Here is a 15,273-nt window from a genome sequence, read left to right on the forward strand (position 1 = left end):
CCACAGAGAATATTCGAACGTTTCGAAATTTCTCGCGCGCTTTCACGCAAGCGAAAACCATGCGTCATACTGTCGCACTAAGCAGGGTGCGTTGCTAACCGCAAACACCCTGAGGTCGACAATGAGTTTGAACTACAAAAAGCACTGGCGAACCAGCACCGCGCTCTGCATCGCGTCAACGGTGCTCGCCGCAACAGCCGCATATGCCGCCCACTATCCGGGCGGACACAGTGACTGGGACAAGCGTCCGCATCACAATCACCAGGCGCATCAGGAAGCTGATCGCGTCAAGCATGACCACGATCATGACGACAAGGATCACGGCGGCAAGGGCAAGACCGCTTCGCCGATCAAGCACGTCATCATCCTGATCGGTGAGAACCGCGGCCTCGATCACACCTTCGGTATCTACAAGCCGAAGGGCAAGGGGCAGACTATCTCCAACCTGTTGTCGAAGGGCATCGTCAACGAGGATGGAACGCCGGGACCGAACTTCGCGCAAGCGCAGCAGTATTCGGTCGCAGGCCAGCCGTCGTTCTACATCGGCGCGCCTGTTATCGCGAAGTCGCCCTACAACGCGACCAATTTGATGCCGCAGCCGAACACCAACGGCACCCCGACCGCGCAGAGCGACACCTCGCCTCCGTTCAAGACGATCGCCGAGGCCAGCGTCGAGAAGGATATGGACCCGGCGGACCTCGACATCCTGACCACCGGCTTCAGCGGCCTGCCGACCGGTGTGCTGGATACCCGCATTCCCGGCGCCGGCGGTCTGAACGGACCGTTCCAGCTGCAGGGCGAGCAGATCAGCGACGACGACTACACCGGCGACTCGACCCATCGCTTCTATCAGGATTGGCAGCAGGAAGATTGCAGCGCCGCCAACGCCACCAAGAAGAACAATTCGGGCTGCCTGAACGATTTGTTCCCGTTCGTGATGGCGACCTATTCGGCGTCCAACAAGAGCATGGCCAACTCGATGGGCTTCTACAATGTTCAGCAGGGTCAGGCTCCGATCCTGAAGATGCTCGCCGACCGCTTCACCCTCAGCGACAACTTCCACCAGTCGTTCCACGGTGGCACCGGCGCGAACCACTTCATGCTCGGCACCGGCGATGCGGCGTTCTGGAGCGACGGCAAGGGCAATCCGGTGACGCCGCCGGCCAACCTGATCGCCAACCCGAATCCGGTTGCGGGTTCGGTCAACCGCTACACCGTCGACGGCAATTGGAGCAATTGCTCGGACGTGTTCCAGCCCGGCGTGAAGCCGATCGTCACCTACCTCAACAATCTGCCGTACGCGGCGGAGCCGAACTGCAAGCCCAACCACTACTACATGCTCAACAACGTCAATCCGGGCTATCTGCCGAACGGCGCGCTGTCCGGCGGCAACAACGTCCCGCCGTCGTCGGTTCGCACGATCGGCGATGCGCTGATGGAGAAGAACATCTCCTGGGCGTTCTATGGTGGTGCGTTCAACGACGCCGTGGCGCTTTCCAACGCCGCGGTTGCCGCCAATCCGTCGAACCCCAACCTCAGCGCCGCCGCGGTCGCCGATCCGGCGCACGCGCTCGGTGTTGCCTACTGCCAGATCTGCAATCCGTTCCAGTATGCGACCTCGATCATGGCCAATCCGGCCGTGCGTCAGGCTCACATGAAGGACACCGCGGATCTGATCACGGCGATCCAGCACAACACGCTGCCCGCGGTGTCGTTCGGCAAGCCGGACGGCCTGCTCGACGGTCATCCGCAGAGCTCGAAGGTTGATCTGTTCGAGGCCTATGTCCTGAACGTGCTCAACGCGCTGGACAACAATCCGGAGTTGAAGGCCGACACTGCCGTCTTCATCACCTGGGACGAAGCCGGCGGCTATTGGGACTCCGGTTACACGCAGTCGATCGACTTCTTCGGCGACGGACCGCGTATCCCGACCCTGATCCTCTCGCCCTATTCGACGGGCGGCAAGATCAACCACAACTATGCCGACCACGTTTCGCTGCTGAAGTTCATTGAGCGCAACTGGGCTCTCGAGCCGCTCACGCACCGCAGCCGCGACAACCTGCCGAACCCGACTTACGCGAGGAACAACGAGTACGTCCCGACCAACAGCCCGGCGCTGTCCGACCTGTTCGACGCGTTCGACTTCAGCAAGCCGGTCAATTTGCCCTACACCGAGTGATCGAGCTCTCGTCCAGGACGAGGTCTTGATTTGAACCGAGATCGGCGCCGATCGAACCGATGGTTCGGTCGGCGCTGTCATGTTCTGCAAGCCATCTGATCGCCGGAAACATACGATGAAGCGCAATGAGAAGACGTGCTCGACAGGCCGGGGCGCGGCGGCCTTCCTGGTTGCCGCTGCGATCCTGGCCCATGCTCCGATGCCGGCCGTGGCCCAGCAGTTCTCAGCCGACCTCGTTGCGCGTAAGGACGAAGCGACAACCATGGTGGGAACGCTGCGCGTCTCGCACCAGAAGGTCCGGATCGAAGCAATGGCGTTGCCGGATGGCTTCTTCCTGATCGATATGGTGAAGCCCGCGGCGGTTTTCGTCCGTCCCGGCGCACATGTCTTTATGGACGCACGGCAGTCCAGCCCGCTGACCCGGATGTTCGTTCCGGTCGATCCGGACGACCCGTGCCGGCAATGGCAGGCGATCGCGCAGCTGTCCGCGCCGGTCGATCTCGCGACATGGCACTGTCAACGCGACGGAGAGGGAGCAATCGGGGGGCGCAACACCGACGTCTATCGAATCGAAGCGCCGTCCGGTTTGAGCTTTACCGGCTGGGTCGACCGCGAACATAGGTTTCCGGTCCAGATCAAAACTGCTGACGGGACGGTGATCGCGGCCGATCGCATCCGCGACGAACCGCAGCCCGTGCAAACCTTCGAGGTTCCCGCAGGTTTGCGCAAGTTCGACCCGCAAGCACTGATCCGCAGGATCCAGCAGAGCGATGTATGGGTCGAGCCGCCGGCCTCTCAGTGAGCGCGTCGCGCTACTGTGACTGCCGGCTCGTCACCGGCAGCATCCGGCCAAGCGCCGTGTAGTGCGACTGATGCACGTTGCTGTTGAAGAGGGACCAGGGCTCGGCCTTTTTCAGGGCGACCGGAACGTCGAAATTCACCAGCTGGGCAAATTTGCGGTATTCCGCCATCGCTTCCTCGATCCGGCCGGCTCCGACCTCGAGGTCGATGCGGCGCAAGGTCAGAACGAGATCCTTCAGGATCGCCCGCGCGGCAAGCCGCTCGTCCTTGCCGCCGATCGAACTGTTCCGGATGTCGGGGATGTGCTCGGTCAGTTCGCGCAGTTCGGCGCCGACCCCGGTGACGGCCAGCGACACCACCGCGGTGTCGGCGGTCGGGATCGCGACCTCGAGCACGCTCGATAGCTCCTGCACTTCCTTCATCCGCAGCACGACGCCGTCCTTGTCGAACGGCCGTTCGCCGTCGCCGACCGCATTCAGGTAGGCCACGAGGTCCTGCGTGTCCTGGGTCGACAGTTCGAGGTCGAACACGCGATCGAAATGCTCGACGACCTGTTCGTAGCTGTCGTAGCGGCCGTCGTGGAAATACGGCGCATTGAAATTCGCGTTCAGCAAAGTGGGCGTTTTGACCAGTCCGCCCGATCCCACGTCGTGACGCACTTGGTCATTGAATGTTCCGGCGGGAACATGACAGCCGGCGCAGCTCAGCTCGGCCTGCTTCGGGAATGGCTTGAAGAACAGCGCCTCGCCGCGCCGTTCCTCGACGCTGGCCTGCGCGGCGAGCCGGCCGCCGGGCGCGATCTTCGGATTGGGGAGGAAGTCGATGTCGTTGATATAGGCGACCAGGCCGTCGAGCACTGCGTCGCTCGGCCGCGGCCCGGAAAACTCGTTGACGATGACATTATATACGAAGTCGCGCAGCGAGGTCATGCGCCCGTCATGTCCGTAAGGCGCGAGGAAGCGGGCGCCCCGCAGGCTCGGGATCCTGACCGGGTCGAGGATGCTGTTGAACGTCTTCGCGTTGAAGACAAGGCTGGTCGTGTCGAAGGTGCCGGGGCGGGAGGATAGGCCCGGAACGAACAGTTTCGGGTTCGATGCGCCGTTGACGTGACAGGTGCCGCAGCTCATCTCGGCCTGGCGGGCCTTGCCGCCCAGGATGGAAGGCGAATTGAACGCGAGATCGCCGAGATTGACCAGATAGGACTTGCGCCCGGCCATCGCTTCGGAATGAAAGATTTCGCGCGGCCGCGCCAGCGCATCCTCGGAAAATTCCGTGCCCGCCGGCAGCACGGTCTGGTCGCCGCCGAGCGGGAATGCGGTCGCGCGCAACGGCAGCAACGTGACGATGAGCGCGAGCAGCGCGGCCCGTGCCGTTGTGACGCCACGATCGGCCGATGCAGCACGACATTTTCCGGAGCCGGACGCCAGAATATCCCAAGCCATTGCGAGAAAACGCCCCCGTCACAATGTATTTGCGCTGCCGTACGCCGGAAGATGTCACGGAGGCGACAGTTTCCTGTCGGCAGGATCAATGACCATCTGTTTGGATAGACGACGGTTGATTGCGGTTTGATGACGATCGATCAACGAAGCCGATCTGAATGTGACAGAACGAAAATTGATCGGGCGCATGCGCATCTTTCACCCGTTTGTGCGCGCGTCGAAAAACAGTCATCCCAGCGAAATGTGTTTTGCATAGCGTGTAACTCCATTTCTATTCCTTTCTAAAATCAGGAGAGCACTATGCGGCTTTGGGGAGCCATTCCGGCGCTCGCAGTTGTTGCTGGCGCCGTTGCCATCTCACCGGTGGCAAACGCCGAAAATCTGGTCGAAAAGATCATTGATGAGTTCAAGCACGAGGTCAGGGACGAGCTGCGTGATCTGCGTGACCGCGGCCACGAAGGTGTGCACCAGTATAAGCACATCGTCGTCATCTACCAGGAGAACCACAGCTTCGATAACCTCTACGGGCACTGGGGCGATGTCGGCCGCGACCGGATCAACGGCACCTCCGACGCCGATCAGGCGCATACGCTGCAGGTCCGGCAGGACAACCAGACCGTCTATGCCTGCCTGTTGCAGAATGACGTCAACCTGACCTCGCCGTCGCCGCAGCCGACGACCTGCACCGACAACACGGGCTCGGTCGCGATCCTCAGCGCCTTCAAGAACAAGCCGTTCGAGATCAACGACTTCATCCCGACCTCGGCGACCACCTGTCCGAAGCCGCTCGGCGCTTTCGCGGCGCATGGCTTCCTCAACGGCACCGGCTCGCCCGGCGGCTGCACCGAGGACATCGTGCATCGCTTCTACAGCGAGCAGTACCAGCTCAACGGTGGCCGGCAGAACCGCTACATGACCGGCAGCGACGCTGCAGGTCTCGTGATGGGTTATTACGACACCAAGAAGCTGCCGATCTACACCTATCTGCACAGCCACGGCGCGCCGAATTACGTCATCGCCGACAGTTTCTTCCAAGGCGCGTTCGGCGGTTCGTTCCTCAATCACCAGTTCCTGGTCGCGGCCGCGGCGCCGCAGTTCGTCGGTGCCTTGAACGACGGCAGCGCCAACGACTTCCACGCGATCGTCGATGCCAACGGCATGCCGACCAGCACGCCGCTCTATACGCCGCTGTCGACCGTGAAGGACGCGCAGCTGACGGCGAAGTGCAACCAGCCCGGTTTGCCGGCCGGCCTCGCCTGCGGCGACTACGCGGTCAACACCACGCAGCCGACCTATCAGCCCTATTCGCCGGGCACTCCGGATATCAAGCGCCTGCCGCCGCTGCACACGCCGAACATCGGCGATCGGCTGTCGGCCAAGCATGTCGACTGGGCCTGGTATTCGGGCGGCTGGTCGAACGCCAATGGCGATGTCGGCGCATCCGGCTGGACCAACGGCAACGGCACGACCTGCACCGATCCGAACCATGTCTCGACGGCGGTGTTCCCGAACTGCCCCGACGTGGACTTCCAGTACCACCATCAGGCGCTCAACTACTTCGCCAATTACGCGCCGGGAACGCAGGCCCGCAGGGATCACCTGAAGGACGAGGCGGAATTCATCCAGGCGGCCAAGAACGGCCGGCTGAAGCAGGTCAGCTTCGTCAAGCCGATCGGCGAGGAGAACGAGCATCCGGGCTACACCAGCGAATCCGAAGGCAGCCAGCACCTCGTGGATCTCGTCAAGGCGATCGTCGAAGGGCCGGATGGCAGGGACACGCTGATTGTCATCACCTATGACGAGTTCGGCGGACAGTGGGACCACGTTCCGCCCCCGCCGTTCAATCGCCATGGCGCCGAAGCCAAGGCTGCGGACCAGTGGGGCCCCGGCACCCGCGTTCCGGCGCTGCTGATCGCCAAGCGCTTCAACAAGTCGGGCGTCGCGCATGAGGACTTCGACACCACGTCGATCCTCCGGATGCTCGAAAAGCGCTTCGATCTGGAGCCGCTGGTGACGCGCCCGGTGCGCAGCCTCTCGGCGGCGCTGAAGGCCGGCGAAGGCTGGCACTGACGCATGAAACAATCCTGGCCCGCGCCGACATGCGACGCGGGCCAGGATCTTCATCAGGGCTCAGGGCCCGCTACAAGATCAGATCGTGTTGTACGTGAGTAACCTGGTCTGGCAGAATGCTGCCGGCCATCGCAGCGCTTACCGGGCTGGGCGCGAATGTCGGGGCAGACGTCCAGGTCTTGAGGTCCTGAACATCGACCGGAAGGATGGCCGTGGCTGCATTGCCGTCCTTGTCGATGGCGGACACGTCGAACAGCAGATCGGTGCCCGGGATGGTCGTTTTCTCGGTATAGGCGATGTTGTTGACCGTGAACGTGGCGTTGCCGTCTGCCGCATGATCGTAGTCGACCTGGACCTGATTGAACTCCTTTCCGACGTAGAGCGTGTAGGTCAACGTCGTATTGTCAAAGCTGTAGGTATTGATCAGCGAAGCATTCGAGGTTTCCTTCACCACGATCCCGGTGCAGCCATCGGGTGGCTTCGGAACGCAGATGCTGAAGTCGTGGACGTCGCAGCTGCCATCAAGGACCTTGAAGGTTACGCTCGCAGCTCCGCAACCCTGCCATTGATCGAGGGTCAGACCGACTTGCGACTGTTTCCCGGAGAACGCGAGGTTCAACTGCTCGTCTGGGTCCATCTGCAGCCCGCAATCGCCGACCGCAATGCCGCTGCTCGACGCCTTGACGTCGAGGGGATGGCCGCAGCTGTCAGAGCCGGTGATAACGAGTTGTCCGTCCGCCGCGGTCAGTGACGGCTTCGCCTCGTCCGGGGCGCCGAAATCGGAGCCGGTCGCGGTGACGTCCTTGAGCAGATCGACGTTCTCGAGATTGAAGCAAAAGGTTCCGTGCGGATCGATCAGCAGCTTGAAATACGGATCGGTCAGGGTGCCGCCGCAATCCGCACGATAGGCGTCCAGTTCGACGCCGCCGCCTACCTCGTGGGTCGAATAGTAGAAGGTGAAGTTGTCGCCATTTCCAGTGACGTGCACCGCGGTATTGCCGTCGGCCAGGTGCGACGCGGCCAGATCGAATCCGGTGTTGTCAACTGCACCATTATGAATGGCAACGAGCATCGCGGCGTCACCGTCAGCGCCAAAATTGACATCGTAGGTGCCGGTCGCGAACTGATTGTCATGGTCGGCGACGCAAATCTTTGAAAAGTTGCAAATCGTCGGACTGTCGTCCGTGATCGTCAGTTGCTTGCCGAGATCGATCGACGCGCTCTGGAAGTCGCCGTCCTTGTCCGTGATGGTGGCAACCAGGCCTACGACGCCGGTATTCAACGATACGCTGTCACTGTCGCCGGCCGGATGCATCGCTGCCCGATATTCGGTGAAGCTCACGCTCCCGGTGGCTGGATCGAGCGAGATGGTGAACGCCAGCGTGCCGTTCGTCGTGCCGACACGGCCTTCAATGGTGTTGCCGTTCAGGACCAGCACGTCGGCGCAGCCCGTGTGCGAATCGATCAGGCCGGATGCGGTGCCGTTGCCGCCGGCGATCGTCAGCGCGTAGCGGATGGTCGCGCCGTCCGCGCCTTGAACCGAGGTGAACGCGGTCGAGAAGTCGGCGGACGTCGTGGTAAAGGCCGCATCCGGCGCCGAGCCCGCGATGTGGTCGTCGAACTGCGTTGCGGTCAGATGCGCTTCGCTCAACGTCAGAGACGGAGTTGCGCCGCTCGTCTTGACGCTCGGACCGTCGTCCAAAATCGTCAGCTGCTTGCCGAGATCAACGCTCGCGCTCTTGAAGTCTCCGTCCCTGTCAGTGATCGTCGCCACCAGGCTTACGAGGCCGGCGTTCAACGCCACACCTTCGCCGCTGTCCGGGCTGGTGCCGAGCGACTGCTTCACCGCCCGATACTCGGTGAAGGTCACTCGTCCGGTGACCGGATCGAGCGCGATGGTGAACGCCAGCGTGCCGCTGCTCGTGCCGACATGGCCCTCGATGGTGTTGCCGTTCAGAACCAGCAGATCGGCCAGGCCGGTGTGCGAGTCGATCAGGCCCGACGGAGTGCCGTTGCCGCCGGTGATCGCCAACGCGTAGCTGGTCGTTGCACCGTCCGCGCCCTGGACCGCGTTGAATGCCGTCGAGAAGTCGGCCGAGGTCGTGGTCAGCGTTCCATCCGGCGCTGAGCCGGCGATGTTGTCGTCCAGCGGCGTTGCCGTCAGATGCTTCTCGCTTAGCGTCAGCGAGGGAACCGTTCCGCTCGTGCTGATGCTCGGGTCGTCTTCGATGATGGTCAATTTGCTGCCGAGATCGAGGGTCACATCCTGCGACTGGCCGTCCTTTGTCACGGTTGCAATCAGGGTCACGACCCCGCTCGCCAGCGACACTATTTCGCTGTCGTCGGTGTTGGTGCCAGGCGGCCGTGTCGCCGCCCGGTACTCGGCAAAGGTCACGAACCCCGTCGCCGGATCAACCGTGATCGTGAATGCCAGCGTCCCACCGGGCGCGCCGACGCGGCCTTCGACGGTGTTGCCGTTCAGAACCAGCACGTCGGCCAGGCCAGTGTGCGAGTCGATCACTCCCGACGCAGCGCCGTTGCTGCCGGTGATCGTCAGGGCGTAGCTGACTGCTGCGCCCGCCGCGTCCTGTGCGCTGGCGAACTTCACCGAGAAGTCCCCCGACGTCGTGGTGAGAGCCCCGTTCGGCGAGGAGCCGGCGATGTTGTCGTCCAGCGCCGTCGCCGTCAGGTGCGTCGCGCTCAATGTCAGCGACGGCGCTGCTCCGAAGGTCAGCTTGAGCGGCGGCGGTGGTGGCGGTGGGTTGAAGATATCAATGAAAGCGAATTTGATAATTGGCACGGGCGCGAGCGGATCTGGCACCAGCGACGGCGAGTCAGGCTGGAAATTGATCGGCTGCAACAGCGGCGACTCTTCGAGAGCGGGCATTCCGGAGCCTCTCGCTCCCGTTCCCTTCTCGAGATTGGCAAGCGCCTCCTGCTGGGCGTCGCGCAGTTCCTCCATGTGGGCGGGGCTGTTGGTGACCTGGTTCACCCCGACCGACGACCCTTTGGGGCTCAGGATGACCGTCACGCCGGGATCGTCGACGACGATGTGTCTGGGGATCGCCTCCTTGGTCACCAGCTCGAACACTCCGTGGTGGAGGTCCTTGTAGTTGATCTTGTCGTCGTCCAGGATTGTGACGTTCGGCTCCGCAGCCCGCGCGTTCTCGAGGAGTGAGAGGGTCAGCGCCGCAAACGACAGCATGCCAAGGCCGCTCGCCCGAATGGTGCCGACAGGCGTGTCCGCCGCCAGCACGCTCGACCCCGTCAGCCGGCCGCCGATCATGCGCAAGATGCTTCTGGCCTTGGCGAATCTCACCGGGCGCAGGGGGCGACCTCGGTCTTCCAAGTCGCCCAATTCCAGCCGGGTGTCAGCCGGCAGGTCGAGCACCGTGCCATCGACCATGCGGATTGCGACCCGGCCGCCGGCTGCGATCTCGATGACGTCACCCTGGCAAACGGGATCACCGGGCCCGATTTGAATGGCAACGCCGCGTGCACGCGTGACCGTGCCACAGCCGGCCGCCGTTTGAACAACGCCAACCACTCGGGGCAGCTGGCCAAACCTGGCCAGGCACGCGTCCCCGAACGCTACGTCGGACGCGACTAACATTGGCTTTTCGCCTGCTAAACAGCTCAGGCAGAACGCGGCGCCGTATGTTTCTTGGTCTGGCTTGCACCCGCGACGAGGTGAAATGACCCCGCTTCGGTCGCCATAGGCTTGCCCGCGGAAACGTCCTGATTGAAATTAAATTCGTCGTCGAAATGAGATTCCAGTACCGCGGGGAGCTATCGCAAAACGACAGAACTGCTGTCCTTTATCGCGAGTGCAGCCCCACTGGATTTAATGTATATTTACCAAGTCGATTGTCCACCTATTAATTTTTAGTCGAACTGGTCCAGGCGTTTAGGCCTGTCTGCTGCAACTTGACACTCAAGGTCCTGCGGTCTCGGCCCGGCGGTCCACATCACCACCGCGCCGCGGCACGACAAGATCTTCTCGAGGGAGTGGATCGTGCGCATCGATTTTATTATTCAATTGCTCGCCGGCACCGTTTTCACGCTCGCAGCACTGACGTCCGTTCCGGTGCAGGCGCAAACCGGATCGGCCCAGCCCGCTGTTCAAGATTCCGCAGCAAAGTACATCGGGAAGGTCGTGACAGCCACCGGCTCGGTCACGATCGAACATGCGAGTGCGGCCGTCGTTCAGGCCGCGCTGTCGGATCAATTGCCTCAGGCGAAGGTCGGCGACCTCGTCTATATGGGCGACGTCGTGCAGACCGGAGCCGACGGCAGGGTCGCGATCAACTTCACCGATGGCACCTCGTTCAATCTGTCGAGCAACGCCAAGATGACCATGACCGAGTTCGTCTACGACCCGAACGGCAAGTCGAATTCGACCTTGTTCAAGCTGGCCAATGGAACGTTCACCTTCGTTGCCGGCAACGTCGCGAAGACCGGTGACATGAAGATCGACACGCCCGCCGCGACGATGGGAATTCGAGGCACCACGCCGCGCATCGAAATCTCCGACGATGGAACGGTCAGGTTCGCGACGCTCGTGGAAGAGGGCAAGAGCAAGCTTCTCAGAAAGCCCGCGACACGCGCGGCGCCGCAGCCCGAGCAGAACCCCAACCACAGGTTCAATCCGAATATCTGTCGAGGGTGCTAAGCGAGCAGGGCGTTGGCTTGAGCGGCCACTCATGGAAACGAGCGACGCTGCATCGTCAAAACCGGAGCCCGGCATGAAGCCTCGTGCAGGTTCTGTGGGGGGCGGCGGCCTGCCGGTGCTGTGCATCCTGCTGTTGCTTGCAGCCCCGGCGGGCGCGCAGGACCCGAAGCAAAAGAGCAACTATCTGCGCAACATCGAGCTGTGCAGCGGCCTCGATCACGCGCCGGCCGATGCGCGCATCGGCGCCTGCACGGAATTGATCGATGCCGGACAGGACATGACGCCGGCTGGTCTTGCGATCGCCTACAACAACCGCGGCAACGCCTACGCCGCCAAGCAAGACTATGACCGCGCCATCGGGGATTTTGATCGATCCATCGAGCTCAATCCAACCTACGCCAAGCCGTTCAACAACCGCGGCGTGGTCTACCTCAGGAAGCACGAATACGATCGCGCGACCGACGCGTTCGATCAGGCGATCCGGCTCAATCCGAACTACGGCGAAGCCTTCGCCAATCGCGCCGGTGCCTACCTGAAGAAAAATGACTATGCGCGCGCCGTGCAGGATTACGATCAGGCCATTCGCCTCGAGCCGAAACTCGACGGCGTGTGGAACGGGCGCTGCTGGAGCCGCGCCATCCTCGGCGCGCTGCAGGAGGCGCTGCAGGACTGCAACAAGGCGCTGCAAGCGGGGGAAGCCAATGCGGCGACCTACGATTCGCGCGGCCTGATCTATCTGAAGACCGGCGATTTTGGCGCAGCGATCGACGACTATAGCGCCGCGCTTCGCATCGATCCGAAGCTCGCGAGCGCACTCTACGGCCGCGGGCTGGCGAAGCTGAAGCGAGGCGACAAGGCCGGCGGCAATGTCGACATCGCGGCGGCCAAGGCGATCCAGGGCAGCGTCGGCGACGATTTCACGCGCTACGGCGTGCAATAGCGAACGACAGTCTGGAGCTTCGGTTCTGCTTCAATCAGAACCGAAATGCTCTAGTTCATGATCTCGACCGTGGCCGAGCGGCCGGCGACCAGCGCGATGCGATCCGGCAGATGGTCGAGCGCGATGCGCACCGGGACGCGCTGTGCGAGCCGGACCCAGCTGAAAGTCGGATTGACGTTTGCGAGCAGGTTGGCACCGTCGGTGCGGTCGCGGTCCGCGATGCCGGCTGCAATGCTCTCGACATGTCCGGTGAGGCGGACCGGCTCGCCCATCAGGCGGACCTGCGCCTTGTCGCCGACCCGAATGCGCGCGAGCTTGGTTTCCTCGAAATAGCCCTCGACATGCAGCGTATCGGTGTCGACCAGCGCCATCACGCCCTTGCCCGCGGTGACGTAGGCGCCGGGCCGCAGGTCCATATTGGTGATGGTGCCGTTGACCGATGCATGCACCTCGCTGCGATCGAGGTTGAGCTGCGCGACCGCGCGATCGGCGACCGATTGGTCATAGGCGGCCTTGGCCTGAAGCTGCGTCGCCAGGACCTGCTCCTGCTTCTGCTGCGACACCGCATCGGTGGTCAGCGCGCTGTAGCGCTTGAGGTCGGACTCGGCCTGATCCAGCGTCGCGCGATGGCCGGCGACCGCAGCGTCGGCCTGTTGCAAGGCTAGGGCAAAGCGTGCGCGATCGATCCGGAACAGGATATCGCCGCGATGCACTTGCTGATTGTCCTTGACCAGCACGTCGGTGACGAAGCCGGAGACGTCGGGAGCGACCTGAACCACGTCGGCCCGGACCCTGCCGTCGCGCGTCCACGGCGACTCCATGTAGTAGATCCACAGCGCGCGGCCGACAGCAAGCGCGGCGACGAGCGCGATGGCGGTCAGCGCAACTCGGCCGAACCAGGCGAAATTCCCTTTCATGGCAGAAACTCCGAAACATAAACGACGACGCCGAGCAGGCATACGTACAGGGCGAAATTGAACAGCGCGCGATGCCAGACCAGCCGGTAGAGCCCGAAGCGCTGCATGATCCGGCTGATCCCCGCGCTCAGCGCATAGGCAACGATCAGCCACAGCAGCAGCGCCGGGACCAGGACGCCGTAGATGTCGAGCTCATATCTCATGCAGCAAAACTCTCCTCCGGCTGCGATCGATACGCAGCTGCGTGCGGAAACAGGCCGCGGCGGATGCCGACGAGGCCGAGCAACGCATCGTCCCGCGCGCGCTCATTGGGGTCCTTGACGACCGCGGTCACCGCCGCATCGATGCATGACAGCAGTTCGGCCGGCATGGCTCCGTCCGCATGGGCGCGAAACGCGGCCGCGAGGGCGTCCAGCATGTCGTCGATGGCGCGCACGGTCGATGCGACAAGGCCGTAGCGGGCGCGCCTGAGGTCGATGATGTTGAGCCCGATGCGCAGCTGGACCAGGCTGTCGGCGTCGCGGCGGTCGCTCTCGGAGATGAAGGCGATGCGCTGCACCAGGAGCCCCAGCCGATGCAGCATCAGGCCCGCAAACTGCGCCCGGTCGCCGTGGCCGCGCCGCTCGGCCGCGACCGCGAGCGTCTGCCAGCCCGAGGTCATCAGCCGCTTGGCGACCCATTCGGCACCGACGCCGCGCGCGACCCGCGTTACGATCTCGGCGATGACGACGCCGAGGAAGAAGGCGACCGCCGTGTTGGCGAAGCCGGCAAAATCCGCGCTGTAGGTCGACTGCAGCGCCAGCAGCGTCGCGGTGTTGGCGGCGAGCGCCATGCCGATCGGCGCGGTTTTCGGCCGCGCGATCAGGAAGCCGTAGGTCAGGAAGGTCGGCGCCAGCGCGGCGATCAGGACCTCGACATGGGTGATGCCCGGCACCAGCGCGAACTGATAGATCGCGACGACGACGATCGCGACCAGCGAAAACAGGCCGAAGGCCCGGATGCTGCGCGCCGGCTCGTCCTGTGCGGCGAAGAAGGAGCAAGCGACCGCCGCCATCATCGGCGCCGACGCGCCATCCGGCCAGCCTGTCGCAATCCACAGGCCGCAGCAGATCAGGATGGCGATTGCCGCGCCCGCGGCCGACCACAGCGCCATGCCGTGGTCGCGATGACGGACCGGCGCCGCGCCGGATTCCGGGTGGAACGCCAGCGGGACGCCGGAGATATCCTTGCCCGCAGCAATCGCATCGCCGACTGCGCGGCAGTCGGCCGAGATGTCGACAAGCTCGCGCAGCCGGAGCAGCAGGCTGATCGTGATGATACGCTCCCGCGGAGCGAGGCCGTCGAGGGCAGATTGCCGCTCGGCGATCGCAGCGCGGATCTGGTCGCCGGATTGCCGCTGGCGTTCGTCGTCCACGATCCATGCGGCGAGATCGGCGAGCAGGTGCCGCAGCTCCGGCTGCCTTTGCAGCGTCGCTTCGCCGAGTGCGGCGAGCCGGTCTTCGATCGACGTGATGATCGGCAACAGCATCAGCATGCGCAGCCGGATCTCGGCGAGGCCGCGCACGGTGCCGATTTCGGCCAGCCGGTCATAGGCGACATGGGTTGCCAGCGTATCGATCTCGACGATATCGGTCGCAAGGCGAAGGCGCTGGGCCCGGCGCGTCTCGCTGGTCCCGTGATCAAGCAGCACGTCGCGGGACAGCCGTCGCGCATCCGACAGCCAGCTCCTGACGCGTTCGCCGACCGCTGGCGCGACGCTGCGCGGAAATACCACCGTCGACACCAGGCTGGCACAGATGATGCCGAGCGAGATCTCCTCGACCCGCGCCAGCGCGACATCGAAGATGCTGCCCGGGTCGGCCACCGACGGAAAGCCGATCAGCGCGACGGTGTATCCGCCGAGCATGAAGACATAGCTGCGCGGCGTGCCGTCGAGCAGCGACAGATAAAGGCATAATCCAACCCAGAGCGCGATCGCGAGGCACAGCAGCTCCGGCGCATTGATCAGGTTCGGCACCAGCGCGACCGTCATGGTCGCGCCGACCAGGGTGCCGATCACGCGGAAGAACGCCTTTGAGCTGGTCGCGCCGGCCAGCGGCTGCGACGTGATATAGACCGTCGCCATCGCCCAATAGGGCCGCGGCAGATCGATCGCCAATGCGATGACGAGCGCCAGCATCGACGCGGCGAACGTCTTCAACGCGAAGATGATGTCCGCGTGGCGGACCAGGAACGGCTCTTCCGCGCGCATG

The 15,273-nt window shown here is 63.5% G+C and carries 10 protein-coding genes; 5 read left to right on the plus strand and 5 right to left on the minus strand.

From position 1 onward, the window contains the following. Window positions 1-121: 121 nt before the first annotated feature. Both AKN83_RS25050 and AKN83_RS25055 read left to right on the plus strand, forming a co-directional pair. On the plus strand, window positions 122-2,179 hold the full coding sequence (locus AKN83_RS25050; protein WP_244522078.1) for a phospholipase C: 2,058 nt from the start codon (window positions 122-124) through the stop codon (window positions 2,177-2,179). Window positions 2,180-2,294: 115 nt separating this feature from the next. Next, on the plus strand, window positions 2,295-2,981 hold the full coding sequence (locus tag AKN83_RS25055; protein ID WP_244522079.1) for a hypothetical protein: 687 nt from the start codon (window positions 2,295-2,297) through the stop codon (window positions 2,979-2,981). A gap of 10 nt (window positions 2,982-2,991) precedes the next feature. Here AKN83_RS25055 and AKN83_RS25060 read toward each other — a convergent pair whose 3' ends face one another. Next, window positions 2,992-4,422, minus strand: a complete 1,431-nt coding sequence (locus AKN83_RS25060) for a cytochrome c peroxidase (protein WP_083992204.1) — start codon at window positions 4,420-4,422, stop codon at window positions 2,992-2,994. A 300-nt stretch (window positions 4,423-4,722) separates the two neighbouring features. Here AKN83_RS25060 and AKN83_RS25065 point away from each other — a divergent pair, with 300 nt between their 5' ends. After that, window positions 4,723-6,492, plus strand: coding sequence for an alkaline phosphatase family protein (locus tag AKN83_RS25065; RefSeq protein WP_050403412.1), 1,770 nt, complete (start codon window positions 4,723-4,725; stop codon window positions 6,490-6,492). Between the two features lie 70 nt (window positions 6,493-6,562). On the opposite strand, the gene AKN83_RS25070 is transcribed toward AKN83_RS25065, so the two are convergent. Then, window positions 6,563-10,039 carry a DUF5801 repeats-in-toxin domain-containing protein gene (locus AKN83_RS25070; protein WP_157113543.1) on the minus strand — a complete coding sequence of 1,159 codons (3,477 nt, stop codon included), beginning with the start codon at window positions 10,037-10,039 and terminating at the stop codon, window positions 6,563-6,565. Between the two features lie 468 nt (window positions 10,040-10,507). Here AKN83_RS25070 and AKN83_RS25075 point away from each other — a divergent pair, with 468 nt between their 5' ends. Both AKN83_RS25075 and AKN83_RS25080 read left to right on the plus strand, forming a co-directional pair. After that, window positions 10,508-11,164, plus strand: a complete 657-nt coding sequence (locus AKN83_RS25075) for a FecR family protein (RefSeq protein ID WP_244522080.1) — start codon at window positions 10,508-10,510, stop codon at window positions 11,162-11,164. A 73-nt stretch (window positions 11,165-11,237) separates the two neighbouring features. Next, window positions 11,238-12,104, plus strand: a complete 867-nt coding sequence (locus tag AKN83_RS25080) for a tetratricopeptide repeat protein (RefSeq protein WP_050403415.1) — start codon at window positions 11,238-11,240, stop codon at window positions 12,102-12,104. Between the two features lie 50 nt (window positions 12,105-12,154). Here the strand turns inward: AKN83_RS25080 and AKN83_RS25085 are convergent, their stop codons facing one another. From AKN83_RS25085 to AKN83_RS25095, 3 genes are read right to left on the minus strand one after another with little or no spacing between them, the layout of a single operon-like run. Beyond that, on the minus strand, window positions 12,155-13,021 hold the full coding sequence (locus AKN83_RS25085; protein ID WP_050403416.1) for an efflux RND transporter periplasmic adaptor subunit: 867 nt from the start codon (window positions 13,019-13,021) through the stop codon (window positions 12,155-12,157). Continuing rightward, the gene (locus AKN83_RS25090) at window positions 13,018-13,224 is read right to left on the minus strand and encodes a DUF1656 domain-containing protein (protein WP_050403417.1); all 207 of its coding nucleotides are present in this window, start codon (window positions 13,222-13,224) and stop codon (window positions 13,018-13,020) included. The genes AKN83_RS25085 and AKN83_RS25090 overlap by 4 nt, the downstream gene beginning before the upstream one ends. Beyond that, window positions 13,221-15,272, minus strand: a complete 2,052-nt coding sequence (locus AKN83_RS25095) for an FUSC family protein (protein ID WP_050403418.1) — start codon at window positions 15,270-15,272, stop codon at window positions 13,221-13,223. The genes AKN83_RS25090 and AKN83_RS25095 overlap by 4 nt, the downstream gene beginning before the upstream one ends. Window position 15,273 lies beyond the last annotated feature (1 nt).

The organism is Bradyrhizobium embrapense, from assembly GCF_001189235.2.
Classification (GTDB): domain Bacteria; phylum Pseudomonadota; class Alphaproteobacteria; order Rhizobiales; family Xanthobacteraceae; genus Bradyrhizobium; species Bradyrhizobium embrapense.